At 56.3% G+C, this 18,160-nt stretch carries 15 protein-coding genes and 1 riboswitch; of the genes, 5 read left to right on the top strand and 10 right to left on the bottom strand.

Going from position 1 to position 18,160, the window contains the following annotated elements; genetic code table 11:
• Positions 1-765, top strand: a complete 765-nt coding sequence (gene madM, locus QN378_RS16570; RefSeq protein ID WP_322206261.1) for a malonate transporter subunit MadM — start codon at positions 1-3, stop codon at positions 763-765.
• Between the two features lie 73 nt (positions 766-838).
• Here madM and QN378_RS16565 read toward each other — a convergent pair whose 3' ends face one another.
• Positions 839-1,759 (bottom strand): LysR substrate-binding domain-containing protein, encoded by a 921-nt coding sequence (locus QN378_RS16565; protein WP_322167082.1) that lies wholly within the window; start codon positions 1,757-1,759, stop codon positions 839-841.
• Between the two features lie 305 nt (positions 1,760-2,064).
• Here QN378_RS16565 and trhA point away from each other — a divergent pair, with 305 nt between their 5' ends.
• On the top strand, positions 2,065-2,682 hold the full coding sequence (gene trhA / locus QN378_RS16560; protein WP_323550667.1) for a PAQR family membrane homeostasis protein TrhA: 618 nt from the start codon (positions 2,065-2,067) through the stop codon (positions 2,680-2,682).
• Positions 2,683-2,770: 88 nt separating this feature from the next.
• Here the strand turns inward: trhA and QN378_RS16555 are convergent, their stop codons facing one another.
• Together QN378_RS16555 and QN378_RS16550 are read right to left on the bottom strand one after the other, a co-directional pair.
• The gene (locus tag QN378_RS16555) at positions 2,771-3,490 is read right to left on the bottom strand and encodes a 16S rRNA (uracil(1498)-N(3))-methyltransferase (RefSeq protein ID WP_323550668.1); all 720 of its coding nucleotides are present in this window, start codon (positions 3,488-3,490) and stop codon (positions 2,771-2,773) included.
• Positions 3,491-3,541: 51 nt separating this feature from the next.
• Positions 3,542-4,948, bottom strand: a complete 1,407-nt coding sequence (locus tag QN378_RS16550; RefSeq protein ID WP_322206264.1) for an adenosylmethionine--8-amino-7-oxononanoate transaminase — start codon at positions 4,946-4,948, stop codon at positions 3,542-3,544.
• 299 nt (positions 4,949-5,247) lie between these two features.
• Here QN378_RS16550 and QN378_RS16545 point away from each other — a divergent pair, with 299 nt between their 5' ends.
• Positions 5,248-5,796 carry a cytochrome b gene (locus QN378_RS16545; RefSeq protein ID WP_322206265.1) on the top strand — a complete coding sequence of 183 codons (549 nt, stop codon included), beginning with the start codon at positions 5,248-5,250 and terminating at the stop codon, positions 5,794-5,796.
• A 26-nt stretch (positions 5,797-5,822) separates the two neighbouring features.
• Positions 5,823-6,419 (top strand): YceI family protein, encoded by a 597-nt coding sequence (locus QN378_RS16540; protein WP_322206266.1) that lies wholly within the window; start codon positions 5,823-5,825, stop codon positions 6,417-6,419.
• A 202-nt stretch (positions 6,420-6,621) separates the two neighbouring features.
• Here the strand turns inward: QN378_RS16540 and QN378_RS16535 are convergent, their stop codons facing one another.
• From QN378_RS16535 to ahcY, 5 genes are all read right to left on the bottom strand, one after another.
• Entirely contained in the window at positions 6,622-8,517 is a 1,896-nt protein-coding gene (locus QN378_RS16535; RefSeq protein WP_323550669.1) for a DEAD/DEAH box helicase, read from the bottom strand.
• 221 nt (positions 8,518-8,738) lie between these two features.
• Positions 8,739-9,569, bottom strand: a complete 831-nt coding sequence (locus QN378_RS16530) for a substrate-binding periplasmic protein (RefSeq protein WP_322206268.1) — start codon at positions 9,567-9,569, stop codon at positions 8,739-8,741.
• A 65-nt stretch (positions 9,570-9,634) separates the two neighbouring features.
• Positions 9,635-10,726: a hypothetical protein gene (locus QN378_RS16525; protein WP_323550670.1), complete on the bottom strand. Its 1,092-nt coding sequence runs from the start codon at positions 10,724-10,726 to the stop codon at positions 9,635-9,637.
• Positions 10,727-10,833: 107 nt separating this feature from the next.
• A complete protein-coding gene (metF, locus tag QN378_RS16520) occupies positions 10,834-11,679 on the bottom strand; it encodes a methylenetetrahydrofolate reductase [NAD(P)H] (RefSeq protein ID WP_322206270.1) in 846 nt (281 codons plus the stop codon).
• Between the two features lie 171 nt (positions 11,680-11,850).
• The gene (gene ahcY / locus QN378_RS16515; RefSeq protein ID WP_322167095.1) at positions 11,851-13,260 is read right to left on the bottom strand and encodes an adenosylhomocysteinase; all 1,410 of its coding nucleotides are present in this window, start codon (positions 13,258-13,260) and stop codon (positions 11,851-11,853) included.
• 22 nt (positions 13,261-13,282) lie between these two features.
• Positions 13,283-13,400: riboswitch (S-adenosyl-L-homocysteine riboswitch) on the bottom strand.
• Between the two features lie 159 nt (positions 13,401-13,559).
• Here ahcY and QN378_RS16510 point away from each other — a divergent pair.
• Positions 13,560-13,964, top strand: coding sequence for an acyl-CoA thioesterase (locus tag QN378_RS16510; RefSeq protein WP_322206271.1), 405 nt, complete (start codon positions 13,560-13,562; stop codon positions 13,962-13,964).
• 48 nt (positions 13,965-14,012) lie between these two features.
• On the opposite strand, the gene QN378_RS16505 is transcribed toward QN378_RS16510, so the two are convergent.
• Both QN378_RS16505 and QN378_RS16500 read right to left on the bottom strand, forming a co-directional pair.
• Positions 14,013-14,663 (bottom strand): hypothetical protein, encoded by a 651-nt coding sequence (locus QN378_RS16505; RefSeq protein WP_323550671.1) that lies wholly within the window; start codon positions 14,661-14,663, stop codon positions 14,013-14,015.
• A gap of 472 nt (positions 14,664-15,135) precedes the next feature.
• The gene (locus QN378_RS16500; protein WP_323550672.1) at positions 15,136-18,117 is read right to left on the bottom strand and encodes a hypothetical protein; all 2,982 of its coding nucleotides are present in this window, start codon (positions 18,115-18,117) and stop codon (positions 15,136-15,138) included.
• Between the last annotated feature and the right edge of the window lie 43 nt (positions 18,118-18,160).

Genomic DNA, 18,160 nt, shown 5'->3' with positions numbered 1-18,160 from the left:
ATGTGGCCACTACTGGAAAAAGACCTCGGGCACTACGGGCTGATTACGGCTTTTGCGTTTGTCGGCATCGTCATGTGGATGTCCGTCGTTATCTCGAAACGTCTGACGTTTGGCCGCATACATGGCTCGGCGATTGCGATTGTGATCGGGCTAATCCTGGCGTGGATCGGCGGGACCATGACCGGAGGCGAAAAAGGCTTGGCGGATATCAGCCTGTTTTCCGGCATTGGCTTGATGGGCGGCGCCATGTTGCGTGATTTCGCCATTGTTGCCACTGCGTTCGAAGTGCAAGCCAGCGAAGCGCGCAAAGCTGGAATGATCGGCGTCATCGCCCTGCTGCTCGGCACCACACTGCCCTTTATCGTCGGTGCGAGCATCGCCTGGATGTTCGGTTACCGTGATGCGATCAGCATGACCACCATCGGTGCGGGTGCTGTGACCTACATCGTCGGCCCCGTCACTGGCGCTGCCATCGGCGCAAGCTCCGCTGTAATGGCGTTGTCCATTGCCACCGGGTTGATCAAAGCAATTCTGGTGATGGTTGCGACCCCGATGGCGGCACGCTGGATGGGTCTCGACAACCCTCGCTCGGCGATGGTCTTCGGTGGCCTGGCCGGTACCGTCAGCGGCGTCACCGCCGGGCTCGCCGCCACCGACCGCCGTCTGGTGCCCTACGGCGCACTCACCGCGACCTTCCACACCGGCTTGGGCTGCCTGCTAGGGCCTTCGGTGTTGTACTTCATCGTGCGCGGGATTATGGGCTAAGCAAAAGGGCTTCTCGCGCCAACACGTTGGCTCCTACAGAGCCAATGTGTTGGCGAGGCGGTTTAAAGCTGCATCAACCCTGGGAATGCCGATTCGCATACATCCGGCACTCAGCCACCAAGGCCAATAAATTTGGGTCGCGCTCTTTGGCTTTCAGGAACACCACGCCAATGTGTTGTTGCATGCGATAGCGTTTCTGGAGCGGGATTAAGCGCACCCGATTTTCGTACACCGCCGCGACCCGTCCTGGCAGCAACGCATAGCCGACTCCGGAGCTGACCATGCTCAGCAAGGTGAATATGTCGTTGACCTGCATCGCTACTTTTGGCTCAAAGCCCGCTTGTTGAAACACCCGAACCCCGTCCTGGTGGGTGGCGAAGCCTTGGGTCAGGGTCAGGAAGGTGGCTTCGCGCAGGTCGCTAAGGTCGACTTCGCTTTGGTGCGAGAACGGTGAGTCTGCGGGAGCCGCGAGGAAGATGTCGTCGGAGAACAGCGGCAGTTGCTCGCAGTCCGGATCACTGACGCTTTCGTTGAGCGACACCAGAATCGCGTCCACTTCCATGTTTTTCAGCTTGTAGAACAGGTCGATGTTCGAGCCGAGAATCAAGTCGATGTTCAGCTCGCTACGGCGTATTTTCAAGCCCATGATCAGTTGCGGAACGGTTTTGACGGTGAGGGAATACAGTGCCCCAAGCTTAAAACGTGCTGCTGAAAATCCAGCAGCCTGACGCGTCACTTCAACGGTTTTGACCACGTCCTGGATCAACTTTTGCGCACGCTCTTCCAGCACGTACGCGCTTTCCAACGGCGTCAGGTTACGACCTTCGTGCTTGAACAGCGGGCAGCGCAAGGCGCTTTCCAGCGAATGAATGGCCCGGTGTACGCTGACGTTGCTGGTCTGCAACTCAACAGCCGCCCGCGCCAAGTTGCCGGTACGCATGAAGGCCAGGAAGATCTCCAGCTTCTTCAAGGTCAGTTCTTCGTCGATCAACATAACGGGCACTCTTATTCGAATGGCGCAATTGTGCCCGAGTCGTTGGCCGATGGCTGTAGGTCAAAAGCAGTCGGTGGACAACAAGCCACCGATCACACCCAGGCCAGTGCCGATTCAGATCAGCGACATCTCTGTGGGCGTGGAAAAACGGTGATAGCGGCACTCGGAGCAATAAGCTGGTGCTGGTCCCAGCCATTTCCAACGGTTGACCATCACAAACTATTTCGCTGGGTGGCCAGGGATTGCACTTTCGGCGCTTAACCCTGAGCCTTGCGCGCTGGGTTGTCGGTTTTTGAGGTTCGAGTATGTATCACGGAGAACGTTTCAACGCCTGGACTCACCTGGTGGGTGCGGTCCTGGCTTTCGTTGGTGTGGTCTGGATGTTGGTGTTGGCCAGTATCGACGGCGATATCTGGAAGATTGTCAGTATGGCCATTTACGGCGTGACGTTGCTGCTGCTGTACAGCGTATCGACCGTGTATCACAGCGTCCGCGGCCGGGCGAAGGTGATCATGCAAAAGGTTGATCACCTGTCGATCTACTTGTTGATTGCGGGCAGTTACACGCCGTTTTGCCTCGTCACGCTACGCGGCCCGTGGGGCTGGACGTTGTTTGGAATCGTATGGGGCTTGGCGGTGATTGGCATGCTGCAGGAAATCAAACCCCGCTCCGAAGCGCGAGTTATGTCTATCGTGATTTACGCCGTGATGGGGTGGATTGTGTTGGTGGCGGTCAAACCGTTGATGGCGGCATTGGGAGCGACGGGATTCGCCTGGCTGGCGGCGGGGGGGATTTTGTACACCATCGGCATTATCTTTTTCGCCTTCGACACGCGCTTTCGGCATTGGCACGGCATCTGGCACTTGTTCGTGATGGCCGGCAGTTTGTTGCATTTTGTGGCGATACTTTTTTACGTGCTGTGATCTGAAACCGGATTAGTTTCTTCGCAGGCAAGGCTGTTCCACAGTTGATCGCGTATACCGTGAAAGCAGGCTTGCCCGCGAAGGCGGTTTAGAAATCACCCCACAGCTGTTGCGCAACACTCAGCGCCACGACCGGTGCGGTTTCGGTTCTTAGGATGCGGGGGCCGAGGCGGGCGGCGTGAAAGCCGGCGGATTTCGCTTGGTCGACTTCAGCGTCGTTCAGCCCGCCTTCGGGGCCAATCAAAAAGGCCAGGGTGAAGGGTTTGTCGTGGCGGGTCAGCGGCTCGGCGACGGGGTGCAGCACCAGTTTCAAGTCCGCATCGGTCTGCTTCAGCCAGTCAGCCAATGCCAGTGGCGGATGAATCACCGGTATCACGGACCGGCCGCATTGCTCGCAGGCACTGATCGCTATTTGTTTCCAATGCAGTTGACGCTTCTCGGCGCGCTCGTCCTTAAGGCGGACTTCACAGCGCTCGCTGATGATCGGCGTAATTTCGCGGACCCCCAGTTCGGTGGCTTTCTGAATCGCCCAGTCCATACGCTCGCCCCGAGACAAGCCTTGGCCGAGATGGATTTTCAGCGCCGACTCGGTTTGTCCGGCGAACTGCTCATCGAGTTTGACCCGTACGTGTTTTTTGCCCACTTCGAATAACGAGCCGCGAAATTCGCTGCCCGATCCGTCGAACAATTGCAGGGCGTCACCTTCGGTCATGCGCAACACGCGACCAATGTAATGCGCCTGGGCTTCGGGCAGCTCGTGTTCGCCGAGGCTCAGGGGCGTCTCGATAAAAAAGCGGGACAGTCTCATGGTGGGTCTCTGACATTCAGTAGAAGTGGCGGCGTTCGACGTAACGGGTATTTAGCCCGGATCACGAAAATTCGGGTGGAAATTTTCATGCACGGCGACGCTCACGCTCGTTCGGGTGGCGATGTCGATGCCTTCGGTGGCGACTTGGGCAAGGAAGTCGATCTCCTCAGGGGTAATCACGTAGGGCGGCAGAAAATACACCACACTGCCTAGCGGACGGAGCAGGGCGCCACGCTCCAGCGCATGCTGAAACACCTTCAGACCGCGCCTTTCTTGCCACGGGTACGCAGTTTTGGTGACTTTGTCCTGGACCATCTCGATGGCCAGGGCCATACCGGTCTGACGCACCTCCGACACATTCGGATGATCAACCAGATGCGCGGTCGCCGTCGCCATGCGTGTTGCCAACGCTTTGTTGTTTTCGATGACGTTGTCTTCTTCGAAAATATCCAGCGTCGCTAAAGCCGCTGCACACGCGAGGGGGTTGCCGGTATAGCTGTGGGAATGCAGGAAGGCGCGTAGGGATGAGTAGTCATCGTAGAACGCGTTGTAAACATCATCGGTGGTGATACACGCGGCCAGCGGCAAATAACCACCGGTCAACGCTTTGGACAAACACAGAAAGTCAGGGGTAATCCCGGCTTGTTCACAGGCGAACATGGTGCCGGTCCGGCCGAAACCCACTGCGATTTCATCGTGAATCAAATGCACACCGTAACGATCGCAGGCTTGGCGCAGCAGCTTAAGGTAAATCGGGTCATACATACGCATGCCGCCAGCGCCTTGAATCAGCGGCTCGACGATGACTGCCGCGACGGTGTCATGGTGCTCGGCCAGCGTCTGCTCCATGGCAACAAACATGTTGCGCGAGTGTTCTTCCCAGCTCATGCCCGCTGGCCGGTGGTAGCAATCCGGACTAGGTACTTTAATGGTGTCCAACAATAGCGCTTTGTAGGTTTCGGTAAATAACGGCACGTCGCCCACCGACATCGCGGCCATGGTTTCGCCGTGGTAGCTGTTGGTCAGGGTGACGAAGCGCTTTTTATTTGGCTGACCACGATTGAGCCAGTAGTGGAAACTCATTTTCAGCGCGACTTCAATGCACGACGAACCGTTATCGGCGTAGAAACAGCGGGTCAGGCCCTCGGGGGTCATCTTGATCAGGCGTTCCGACAGTTCGATCACCGGCTGATGACTGAAACCGGCAAGAATGACGTGCTCCAACTGATCAACTTGATCCTTGATCCGTTGGTTGATGCGCGGGTTGGAGTGGCCGAATACGTTGACCCACCAAGAGCTAACCGCATCGAGGTAACGTTTGCCTTCGAAATCTTCGAGCCATACGCCCTTGCCGCTTTTGATCGGGACCAAAGGCAGGCTTTCGTGGTCTTTCATTTGAGTGCATGGATGCCAGAGCACTGCGAGGTCGCGTTGCATCCATTGATTATTCAAGCCCATGGGTAATCTCCTGGTAACGGCTCGCTTGACGCGAGGGCAAAACAATCGCGCAAGCCTATGCAATGCATGGCTGCGTAACAACCTCTTGTCACGAACAATGATCGAGCGATGCCGTTCATCGGAGCGTAAAGTCCTACTGTCACAGCGCAGTCTTGTCGGTTGGGCATTATCGGGATGCTGGCGGTAAGCTTATGCGAGCATTGATGATCGTGTTTCTCGATATTTCACAGCTAAATTTTGCGCTTTCATTCGATAGATAAAAAGTTAGTCTTGAACCCATTCTTACAAGGTAATCGGCAATGCAGCTACGCAACTCCCGCTCTCGTTACGGTCTGGTCAGCATGCTGCTGCATTGGAGCGTTGCAACCGTCGTGTTTGGTATGTTCGCGCTCGGGATTTGGATGGTCGATCTCGATTACTACGACACTTGGCGTAAAGCTGCACCAGACCTGCATAGAAGCATCGGCTTGACGTTGTTCGCCGTGATGGTAATCCGCGTGATATGGCGCTGGATCAGCCCGCCGCCGTCGGCGCCTTCAACTCATGGCAAGTGGACTCGCCTAGGTGCCAAGTTCGGTCATTTGCTTTTGTATGTTGGTCTGTTTGCCACGATGTTCGCCGGTTACCTCATCTCCACCGCCGACGGTGTGGGGATTTCGGTCTTCGGTCTTTTCGAAGTGCCGTCGTTGATTGACAGCATTCCTGATCAAGCGGATACCGCTGGCACCGTTCACTTGTATTTGGCCTGGACTCTGGTGATTTTCGCAGTCCTTCACGGTCTTGCAGCGTTGAAGCACCACTTTATAGATCGCGATGCGACCCTGACGCGCATGTTGGGTCGCGACTAATGTTCAAACCAAAAGGGAATTACAGCATGTTCAAGAAGACTCTCGCCGCTCTGGCCCTCGGTACCGCTCTGTTGTCGGCCGGTCAGGCGATGGCCGCTGATTACAAAGTTGACAAGGAAGGCCAACACGCCTTCATTAACTTCAAGATCAGCCACCTGGGTTTCAGCTTTATCTACGGTACGTTCAAGGACTGGGACGGTACGTTCAGCTTTGATGCAACCAAGCCCGAAGAAAGCAAGATCAGCATCAGCCTGAAAACCGCCAGCGTTTTCACTAACCAGGCTGAACGTGACAAGCACATCAGCAGTGCCGATTTCCTGGATGTCGCTAAATACCCAGAAGCCAAGTTCGTATCGACCTCGGTCAAAACCACCGGTAAAGATGCGGATGGTAAGGTCACTGCTGACGTAACGGGCGACCTTACTCTGCACGGCGTTACCAAGCCCGTTGTAGTCAAGGCGACCTTCCTGGGTGAAGGCAAGGATCCATGGGGCGGCTACCGTGCTGGCTTCGCAGGCACCACTACGATCAACCGTTCTGATTTCGGTAAGATGATGAACTTGGGTCCAGCGTCCGATTCGATGGAGCTGATCATCTCGTTCGAAGGCATCCAAGCCAAATAAGGTTGGTGCTGAATTAAACTCAAACGCTGACCTTAGGGTCGGCGTTTTGGTTTAGGCCACGGTATTAGATGATCTTTAGGGGCCAACTTGTTGGTGAGGCTATTGGCCGGTTTAACCCTCAAGGCCTATCACCAGTTAGTCAGAATGGTTCTCGCCGAGCAAAAAAAACGCCCCAACCGGGGCGTTTTTTTATTTAGCTAACTCAGCCTTCGCGATTACGCGTCAGCAGCGCTGGCTTCTCGCCGCGTGGGCGGGCTGGCAATTGGTCCAGTTGTTCGGCCGACGGGAAACGGTCGGTCTTGGATTCTTTATGCACGATAGTCGGCGCGGGCTGGCCGTCGCGAGGGCCACGAACTGCGGGTTCCTGGCGAGCAGCTGGTTGGTCATCGCGAGCTGGACGGCGATTGCGTGGCTGCTCTTCACGACGGGCCTGACCGTCACGGGGAGCGCCATTGCGGGGACCACCACCGGTGCGTTTGGCCGCAGGTGTACCGGTCGTTGTGCCAGCGCCGGTGCGTGGGCCAGTTGGACGAGCCTGACTTGGCGCACGAGCAGCGGGTGCTGCACCGCCCGCAGTGGCTGCCGGAGCAGGTGCGCCTGGACGACGGCCACGGCCTTGGCCTTTATTCGGGTACGGGCTGACGTAATCAGCGCGGTTACCGAAGTTATCCACTTCGTCATCCAGAAACTCGTCTGGAGCACGGTCGGAGCGTGGAGTCGCCGGACGCTGTTCGCGTGCCGGGGTGCCTTCGCGAGGCTTTTGTGCCGGGCGCTCAGGACGTGCTGCTGCAGCGGCCGGTTTTTCCTGACCCCGGTCTTTGCCTTTGTCCTTGCGTCCGCTGCCGCCGCCGCCACCGGCAGGGCCGTCACCGCGTGGGCCGCGAGGCGCACGCGGGTTGGTGCGCACGTCTGGACGCTCGCGCACTTCTGGTTTCTCGGCTTCAACGGCCGTGATATCAAAGCCCATCAGATCGCCGTCGGCAATCTTCTGTTTGGTCATGCGCTCAATGCTTTTGAGCAGTTTTTCTTCGTCCGGGGCAACCAGTGAAATCGCTTCACCGCTGCGGCCTGCTCGGCCAGTGCGGCCAATACGGTGGACGTAATCTTCGTCGACGTTAGGCAATTCGAAGTTGACGACATGGGGCAACTGGTCGATATCCAGACCGCGAGCCGCGATGTCGGTGGCGACCATGATCCGCACTGCACCGGCTTTAAAGTCAGCCAAGGCTTTGGTGCGGGCGTTCTGGCTCTTGTTACCGTGGATGGCCACAGCCGAGAGGCCATGCTTGTCCAGGTATTCGGCCAAACGGTTGGCACCGTGCTTGGTCCGGGTGAACACCAGAACCTGTTCCCAGGCGCCAGCGGTAATCAAGTGCGACAACAGCGAACGCTTGTGGCTCGATGACAAATGGAAAACGCGCTGTTCGATACGCTCGACCGTGGTGTTCGGTGGCGTGACTTCGATGCGTTCCGGGTTGTGCAGCAGCTTACCGGCCAAGGCGGTGATGTCGTTGGAAAAAGTCGCCGAGAACAGCAGGTTCTGACGTTTGGACGGCAGACGGGCCAGAACCTTCTTCACGTCATGGACGAAGCCCATGTCGAGCATCCGGTCTGCTTCGTCGAGCACTAGAATTTCAACGTGGGACAGATCGACACTGCCTTGACCTGCTAGATCGAGCAGGCGGCCGGGGCAAGCCACCAACACGTCGACGCCGCGGGCCATGGCCTGGACCTGTGGATTGGTGCCCACGCCGCCGAAGATGACGGCACTGACAAATTTCAGATTCTTGGCATAGACCTTGAAGCTGTCATGCACCTGCGCCGCGAGTTCGCGGGTTGGGGTCAGGACCAACACGCGAGGTTGACGCGGGCCGTGACGCTGGGATTTGTCCGGATGACCGTTGGGGAACAGCCGTTCCAGGATCGGAAGAGCGAAACCGCCGGTTTTACCAGTACCTGTCTGGGCTGCAACCATAAGGTCGCGACCTTGCAACACGGCGGGAATTGCCCGCTGTTGCACTGGAGTAGGCTGGGTATAGCCAGCAGCCTCGATGGCGCTGACTAAAGCCTCGGAGAGACCGAGGGAAGCAAAGGACATGAGTAATCCTGTTTTAGTTAGGGCGGTGCCCATAAGAATGGTCTTGCCTGGCGCGATGGGCGTTTAGATGACGCAATCTCGTCCGGTCCTGCTGGGCCTTTCAGGCATTTCGGCACGTTATCGCGGAAAAGAAAGGCGCGACGCACGTGTCCGATAGGTCTATTGCAAGGCGAAGCGTCCGGGCGTAAGCCTGGCGGGAAGGCCCGAGTATAACAGAGCATTCACCGTGCGCCGCTTTCCTGCTGCTCAACGGTTTTATCAGGAGGTAGCGCAGAGGGCTTGGATAGTTCCGGCACTGGAGAAACGGCCGGTATGGCTTCGCCAGCGTAGCGCGAAGTCAGTGCGGCATAGGCGGGCTCGCGCTTGAAACGTTTGAGTTCGGCGCCGAACCGTTGCACCAGCAAGTCCATGCCTGCATTTTTTCGCAGGGCAAGGTACTGAGCCTCACGGCTGATGACGGTCGGGGACTGCGTGATTTGGTCGCGAGCCTTCATTTGATCAAGCACATGCTGACCGACGCGTCGGTCAGTGATCACCATATCGACTCTACCTAACAGCAGCTTGCCAAAGTTGGCTTCATGGCTCGCGGCTGGCTCGCGGATGAACAGCGTCGAGGCATCGAATTCGTTGCTGTAGAGATACCCAGGCGATACCCCAATGGCCAAGCCCGTTAGATCATCAAGGGTCAGGAAAAGGTGAGGGTGGGCGTTGGCGTAAAACAACACCCACTCGACGTAAGACAGCGGTTCGCTGGGATATAGCAGCAAATCGTCGCGCTCAACCCGCTGAAAAATATCCAGCGCGCCATCGGCCTGACCTTGTTTGAGCATCGACAGGCAGCGCTTCCAGGGCAAAAACTCCCATTTCACATCGATGCCCAGCCGCTCAAAAACGATCATGGTGGTGTCGTAATCCAAGCCCCGTGGCTCACCGTCTTCGACGTAGACATACGGCGCCCAGGGTTCGGTGACGATATGCAGGGTTTCGCCCAATGCATTGAAGCTTAGGCAGATAAGAAAAAGGGCGGCAAATAAGCGGGCGTTAGCAAGCATGAGCGCAGATTACGACGCGCGCTGCTTAAAAAGAAGTACGGCTTCGGGAGATGATAACGGGAAGATCATTTGTCTACGGGGCCGTGTTTAAGCAGATGCAGGTAAATTACATCGCGTTGTTTACCGAGAATCTGCCGAACACCCCAATGATTCAACCAGTTGTTAAGCTGCTCCGGCTCCAAGGTATGTTTTAACCGCTCCTCGGCATTCTGTCGGGCTTTTTCCCACCATACCGGCGAGCACGCGCGGTCGAACTCATTACTGTGCCAAGAACAGCCGTATAGAATTTCACGCAGAAACTGCCGTTGTGTGGCGGGTACGCCCACGGTTATGGCTTTGTACATCAGGCGTTTCCACGTGGCCGGACGAGGCAGCAAAGTGTTTACGCGACGTGTGTCATCCAGCGCCGCCTGACTAAGCGGTGCATCGCCATGCTTGGCGAGCCAGGCACGAATCTTGGCGCGAAACAGCTGTTTGCGGCTCCAATAGTGATGGATCAGGTCGGTACATTCCTTGACCTCCATGGTGCGATACGCCGCTACGCTCAGGCAGAACTCTTCGAGGGTGTAGGAGGTGGTCACTTCCGGGTAAAACTCATCCATTAAGCCAATCGATTGATCCAGCACACCAGCGTCTTCACGCATCAGGCCAATGACCCCCGAATTAAGCAGCGGCATCTGGTCGTCGGTCAGCCCGCGTGCGCCTAAACGTTCAGCGAGCACTGCATACAGCGGGACTTCTTTATAAACCCCATAACGCGGGCCGAACGCATTGCACAGTAGCGTGCCGGGCTTTACCCGATCAAACAGCTTTAACGGCGAGCAATGGAAAAAGGTGTCGGTGTCGATCAGCAGCGCGCGTTCCGATTCTGTCAGCACAGTGCGTAGCGCTACGTGTTTGGTCCGGAAGTGGTAGCCATGGGGAGCGCTCCAAGCGGCGCGAGTCTCTTTGTCCAGCGGGCGAACGCGCACGGGTAAATCGGCGTAAGGCGCAGGATTGTCGCTGAAAACCTGGATGTCCAAAGGCTGATCAGGCGTTTCGCGCATGCCGGCAAGGGCACTGGCGATACTGAATACCGCTTCCTGATGGTACGTGTCCGCACCAAAAACCAGGTAGACCAGCTGCGGCGCTTGCGGAGTTGCGTTGGCAGATGTCACAGATAAGTCCGTATTCAAAGTGCCAGCAAGGTCCCGCCGACGCGAAAGCTTGCTGATTCAAGAGGCTCGAATGGTACACAAGCGCGCTTGTCACGTTGGATTTGTTTTCAGCGCGGCAGTTTCAAGTTGTTCCAGATGGCCAGGCTAGGTTCAGCTTGATTCAGCGTGTAGAAATGCAGGCCCGGTGCGCCGCCTTCCAACAGACGATCACACATCTGTGTAATAACCTGTTCGCCGAACGCCTGGATGCTCTGGACGTCGTCGCCATAGGCTTCCAGTTGTTTGCGAATCCAGCGTGGAATCTCTGCACCACAGGCGTCGGAAAAGCGCGCCAGCTTGCTGTAGTTGGTGATAGGCATAATGCCCGGCACCACAGGGATATTCACGCCCAACTTGCGCACGCGTTCGACGAAATAAAAATAGCTGTCGGCGTTGAAGAAGTATTGAGTGATGGCACTGTCGGCACCGGCTTGAGCCTTGCGCACGAAGTTAGCCACGTCGTCTTCGAAGTTGCGCGCTTGCGGATGCATCTCCGGGTAGGCCGCTACTTCTATGTGGAAATGGCTGCCGGTTTCTTCCCGGATGAACGCCACCAGATCATTGGCATGACGCAGTTCACCGCTGGCCATGCCCATGCCAGAAGGCAGGTCACCGCGCAGGGCGACAATGCGTTTGATGCCCGCTTGTTGGTATTGGGTCAGCAGGGCGCGCAAGTCGGCCTTGCTGTCGCCGACGCATGACAAATGTGGCGCGGCCGGAATTTTTACTTCGCTTTCCAGCTGTAACACGGTGTTGATCGTGCGGTCGCGGGTCGAGCCGCCTGCGCCGTAGGTGCAGGAAAAAAAATCGGGGTTGTACGTGGCCAATTGGCGAGCGGTGGTGAGCAGTTTTTCATGCCCGGCATCGGTCTTGGTCGGAAAAAATTCGAAGCTGAAGCGACGGTCTTGGGACATGGACGCCGATCTCATTGTAGGAGCGGGCTTGCCCGCGATAAGGTCGGAACGACCTTCAAAAAATGTGAATGACCGCTATTGCGACCGCTTCACGCTCGTTCGCGGACAAGTCCGCTCCCACAGGAGAGCGGACAGTCCGAGATCAATTGCGAGCGCGCAAGCGCCCATCAATCAATAACGATAAGCGTGCGGCTTGAACGGGCCTTCGACAGCCACGCCGATGTAGTCGGCCTGGGTCTTGGTCAGTTGAGTGACCACGCCACCGAAACCACGAACCATTTCCAGCGCGACTTCTTCGTCAAGCTTCTTCGGCAGCACTTCGACGGTCAGGCGCTCGGCTTTTTGGGCCGGTGCCAGGTCGGCGTATTTCTGATCGAACAAGAAGATCTGAGCCAGCACCTGGTTGGCGAACGAACCGTCCATGATGCGGCTCGGGTGACCTGTGGCATTGCCCAGGTTTACCAAACGACCTTCGGCCAGCAGGATCAGGTAGTCATCGTTGTGCGGATCGAAAGTGCCCGGCCCGGTACGGTGAATCTTGTGAACCTGCGGCTTCACTTCTTCCCACGCCCAGCTTTTGCGCATGAAAGCGGTGTCGATTTCGTTGTCGAAGTGACCGATGTTGCACACGACCGCGCGTTTCTTCAGGGCCTTGAGCATGTTCGAGTCGCAAACGTTGACGTTACCGGTGGTGGTCACGATCAGGTCGATCTTGCCCAACAAGGCGGTGTCGATGCTGGCGGCGGTGCCGTCGTTGATCCCGTCGATGAATGGCGAAACCAATTCAAAACCGTCCATGCACGCTTGCATGGCGCAGATTGGATCAACTTCCGTGACCTTGACGATCATCCCTTCCTGACGCAGCGACTGCGCCGAACCCTTGCCCACGTCACCGTAACCGATGACCAGCGCTTGCTTGCCGGACAGCAGGTGGTCGGTACCACGCTTGATTGCATCGTTCAGGCTATGGCGGCAGCCGTACTTGTTATCGTTTTTGCTTTTGGTCACAGAGTCGTTGACGTTGATGGCCGGGATTTTCAGCTCGCCCTTGGCCAACATGTCCAACAGGCGGTGAACGCCGGTAGTGGTTTCTTCAGTGACGCCGTGGATGCGTGCGAGCATCTGCGGGTATTTCTTGTGGATGATCTCGGTCAGGTCGCCGCCGTCGTCGAGGATCATGTTGGCGTCCCAAGGCTGGCCATCTTTGAGGATGGTTTGCTCGATGCACCACTCGTATTCAGCTTCGGTTTCGCCTTTCCAGGCATAAACCGCAACACCGGCAGCGGCAACAGCGGCAGCAGCCTGATCCTGAGTCGAGAAAATGTTGCATGACGACCAACGCACTTCGGCACCCAGGGCAACCAGGGTTTCGATCAGCACGGCAGTCTGGATAGTCATGTGGATGCAGCCGAGAATCTTCGCGCCCTTGAGCGGTTGCTCGCCGGCGTATTTACGGCGCAGACCCATCAGGGCAGGCATTTCGGATTCGGCGATGATGGTTTCGCGACGACCCCAGGCAGCCAGGGACATATCAGCGACTTTGTAGTCGGTAAAATCAGCGGGCGAAATTACAGCACTCATTGAGAGTCTCCATTCGTAAGTATGCGAATGGGCGCCGTTGTGCGTTTAGGTTTGACCGGCATGATTCGCAGAATCAGCTGATTAAACAACGCCCCATCCGAGCCTGACAGGAAGAACCTGCTGCAGCGCCCCTCGGACAGGTGGCGGGAACGGTATCAAGCGAAGATGACCGTTTTGAAGCGGTGGCGATTATCTTTTTTTGAGCGGTAAGTTGCAAGCCTCAAGCTACAAGCGGCAAGCTGAGCGCTATTTCTTGCAGCTCGCAGCTTGCCGCTCAAACTGTCTTTCTAGGAGTGATTATGAATTTCCACACCCGCAAGTGGGTCAAACCCGAAGACCTCAACCCCAATGGCACGCTGTTCGGCGGCAGCCTGCTGCGCTGGATCGACGAAGAGGCGGCTATCTACGCCATTGTTCAGTTGGGTAACCAGCGCGTTGTCACCAAGTACATTTCCGAAATTAACTTCGTCAGCGCCTCGCGTCAGGGCGACATCATCGAGCTGGGCATCACTGCCACCGCTTTTGGCCGCACCTCGATTACCTTGACCTGTGAAGTGCGCAATAAAATCACGCGCAAAAGCATTCTCACCGTCGACAAGATGGTCTTCGTTAACCTGGGCGAGGACGGCCTACCGTCACCCCATGGCCGGACTGAGATCTTGTACGTGAAGGATCAATTCAAGGAAGACGCGATCAGTGGCTGATCGCTCCCGCTTTAAAACCAACGTTTTGGCGAAGGCTTCCGCGTGCCGTTACGCCCGTTGCCTCCGGGTGTTTTCGTTGGCGTAGACCTCGGCAAATATCCCGGTAATCGGGCGTCGCGGGTTGCGCTTGTGCAAGGTTTTTACTTGAGCGCTCAGCTTTAGCAGCTCGGGGCTGGGTTTGGCCCATTGGTTTTTCGGCAACGGTTCTGACCATTCGCGCATGGCCTCGGGCAACGCGTTACGGGCCATGCGTTTAACGCGGCCGTTTTCCCATTCGCATAGCCAAAACGGCAGCGTCCAGAAGGTCATGACGTGGTACAGGTACCAGAAAGTGCCGTACACCCAACCCCGCTGCTTGTCGCGGATTTGCTGATGCAACCGGGCGCGGGCATTGCGGAACGTGTGCAGGCCTTCGTGGGGTGGATCGTCCGGGCCTTGCAGGTCTAGCGGATCGGCAATTTCTTTTAGGCTATGAACTTCGTACTCCATGTAAGCGCGAATCGCCTCCCAGTTACTGATAGCAATAGGCAGCGCAGGACAGCCGAACTCCATACTGACCACACGGTCGTCATAGAAAAACCCGAAACCCATGCCGTATTGCCGTTGAACGCCATGCGGGGTAGCGCCTTGAGCTTCGATAACCCACGCGGACAAAGATTCCCACGGGACGAAGACGGGTTTTTCGTAGTCTTCGGGCATAAAGCAAACTTCGCGGCGTTGGCGGTTGAAGCGGGTGGGGATGATTTCTTCGTATTTGTTGTGGACGTAGAACCAGATGAGGAACGATATTGTTGAGCAAAATAGCGTAATTCCAATACTACTATCTAAGCTCACTCCATGAGTGCCTACGATAAGTGCCCATGCTTCCGATAGGTCATATCCAACCAGTATCCCTATTAATCCCGAAAACAGCGGAAGGCCGAAGCTTAGCATCATAAAACCATTGAACGGCGCTCCCAACGTGACCTGCCATGCAAAAACTTGAGGGCAGCCTAGTCCAAAGTCTAGATAAACATCGTTTAGTTCACCGACATAAGGGCAGTGAGTGGGCGCTTGAGTAGGCAGAGGGAGTGGCGCTAAGTAAGTAACGCGACCGCTTGGGAATGGTTCAACGTCACCAGCCTTTTTGGGGTGTTGCAAGTTCGGTTCTGGTGTTGCCGCTTTTTGATTCTTATCCATGAAGCATCTCCAGCATCAGGGGATCGATCGCCAGCCTCTCTGCTTCACGGTATGGCGGATCAAACGGTGCCACAGGAAACACCCCTTCGCCGTTCGGATCCACCGAGAGATGGTAAAGCCGGGTATGTGCGTTGCCTTCTGCATCGTAAGTCTCCACGGACACGGCCAAAATCAGGCGTGCCCTGGTAACGGTGGAGGGTCTTACGCGCTCATCCGGATAAAACAGTTTGAGAATCAGTGGCGCGGACTGCACGACTTGCAGGCTAGCAATGACCTCTTCGCTGACGATTGCCCAACGGTCTTGATCACGACCGCGTTCCCATTCAGCCGTAATCACTCGGTACGCGCCAAGACTCAACACATGAGAGGGCTTACCATGGAGCGGTGCTTGTAAGTTAGCCAGACTTAGCCCGGGCATCACTAGATGGATGCTGCCCGGCCGTGCCTGCATCAGCATGTCCTGCCAACGATCAGCGTAGTTCTTGGGGCCTACCTGAACTTGGGGTGCCTGTAACAAACCGGTCAATTTACGTTTGTAGTCGCCGAGACTTAGCGCTTCCCGCTTGTCGTCATCCAGCCCCCAAGGCGTGCTTTCTAGCCATTGATCATGGGGCGAGAGGTTGTAGCGGTTATAGAGCCAAGTTCCTCCCAGCTCAACCACGGTAAACAGCGCTCCGGCGATATTCATTCTGAAAAACACGCTAGACAGTCGAACTCCAGCAGCGGCCCAAGCTGCAGTGCGTGCGGCCGTATCGCGCGCGACTATGACCGTATAAGCGGAATATAGGATATTGCTGAAATCATATGAGTAACTCGCCAGTTGACCTCCTGCCCCCACGATCGCAAGTTCTGTACTGTTTTGAAGTCTAGCGTTACCGCTACGCACCGCTTGCTGCCAATTGTCATGGTGAGTTTTCAGGCTAGCCTTTGAAGTAAAGATACCTGTGATCGAACCTAAAACCCCCAATCCAATATGTAGTTTCCCCATTTGCACATACACACCCAAAACCGCATGTTGTTGAAACGTACTCACCAACGAAACAGCACGGGCCGTCAATGCCGTATCAGTTACTCCTCTGGCGGCTGTAAACCCCGCGGTAGCGGTAGCGGCTGCGGAAGACACGACCGATTTATAACTTTCATCATCCCAAGCATTTCTCCTAGCCTCCCCTGCCACCACCACAAAATTCACAAACTGCGCCAAAAACACCAACAATCCAGCCCCATCCCCCAATACATTCAACTTCGGCGCAGCGCTCATTCCTTTGCGCACGTTGGCCATTAATCTCCCCATTTCCTGCTGTTGCGCCGGTGGAAACAGTACGGTTACTCCGGCTCTCCCCGGTGCGGCGCCCCACAATCGCATGGACTCATCGGGCAGTTCGGCGATAGGACTGATGGCTAAGGCCAAACGCGCTTCCAGCACGTTGATTGACCCACGGACACCATGGATTTGCCGTTGAAGTTCCTGGGCCCTCGGCTCTTTGTGGTTTCTATTGCCCACGATTTGTTTTCGTTCGTTATCCAACACCTTTAATTTGTAGCGCTGGTTGAAGACCTCCTTGATGTCCCTTTGCAACGAGGCCAGCTCTTCGGGCGTGGCAACGGTAAAGGTCACGCCTTCACGACGTGCAGCTTCGACAATCCGCGGCGCCAAGGCTTTGGGCAGGTTGCGAAACAGTTGATCCAAGTCCGGTATTTTTTCGCTGTTGATCGCGCGGACGAATTCATCCTGCATACGCTCCATGCCGAGACGCAGTGCCGGGGTTATTGCATCGCGGGCACCCTCGGCAAGCACTCGGATGGACGCCGGAAGCGCATCAATGGCCGGGATTTTTCCGTGGCCGATTTGCTGGGAGACCTCCGTCCAATGCGGGATGTTGTTGATCAACCCATAACCGGCGTTGAACAACGCAGCGTATTGAGTCGACAACTGGGTTTGTTCGCTAAATGGCAGGGTGTGCAGCAGCGGCAAACTGAATTGTGGTTTCGTTTCCAGCCAGTCGAGGATGGCTTGACTGGCAGCGTCGCTTCTACAGATGTCTTTCAAGCAGGCATATTCGGCACTGAACGCCAGTATCATTTGCTCCTGATGTTGGGCATCGAAATACCAGGCGGCGCGGTGGAAGCGGTCAGCGGTGACCAACGTTATGCGGTCGGTGGTGATTTGGTCGAGCAACGCATTCCAGCGCATCAATCGTGCACGATGCTCGGCCAGGGTCTGGTCCATGGCGGCGCGATCAATCAGTTCGTTGACGCCCCTTTGGCCCATTTTGGCGCCGCTGAGTACATCCTTGATTCGCTGAGTCTGGTCCTTGCCCAGTTGCACCAACGCTTTGAGATGGCGCTCGACGAAATCATCTGGCGCCGGCGCCATGAACTGACGGGTGTGATAACGCCAATCGACATCCTGAACGATGACCGCTTTGACAGAACCCAAAGCAAGGTTTGCAAAAAACCCTTCTTCCTTGCGGAATTTGTCCATGGCCTCCTGACGTAGCGCCAAGAGCGCTTGCGGTGGATCGTCCTTGTACGTGGAAACCGCCCTTCCGCAATTGTTTAAATGATCCAACAATGCTCGGCCAGCGTGACCGCGCTGCGGCGAGGGCAACTGGTCCAGTTCTTCCAGCATCGCTTTTAAAGCAGGATCATCGCTGGCGGCGGCAATACCGGTCAGTTTGGTTTCGTCGAGCAGGCTCAGCGCTTCGATGTAGCAGGCCAGCAGGTAGTCTCGTTCATTGGCCCCCGGTTGTGACCCGCCGTCTGCCCAAGCCTCAATCCAGCCAACCACCGTGTCTTGATAGTTGGCCAAGTCCCGCAGTACGCCCAGGTCGTCCTCGACCATCAGGCAGAGCGTGTCATTTTGATAGAGCGGCAGAACCGGCTTCAGTAACTCCCCAAGGTGCAACTCGCGGAAGTACTTGGGCTGCTCCCACAGATTGAACTGCGCCCCAAATGTTGGACACCCATCCAACTACCGGGGTGTTTTTCATGGGTAAATATTCAACGCAGTTCAA

Source organism: Pseudomonas sp. 10S5 (assembly GCF_035019745.1).
Lineage (GTDB): Bacteria > Pseudomonadota > Gammaproteobacteria > Pseudomonadales > Pseudomonadaceae > Aquipseudomonas.
The sequence above is the reverse complement of the archived record's forward strand: the minus strand, read 5'-3'. Positions and strand labels throughout refer to the sequence as shown.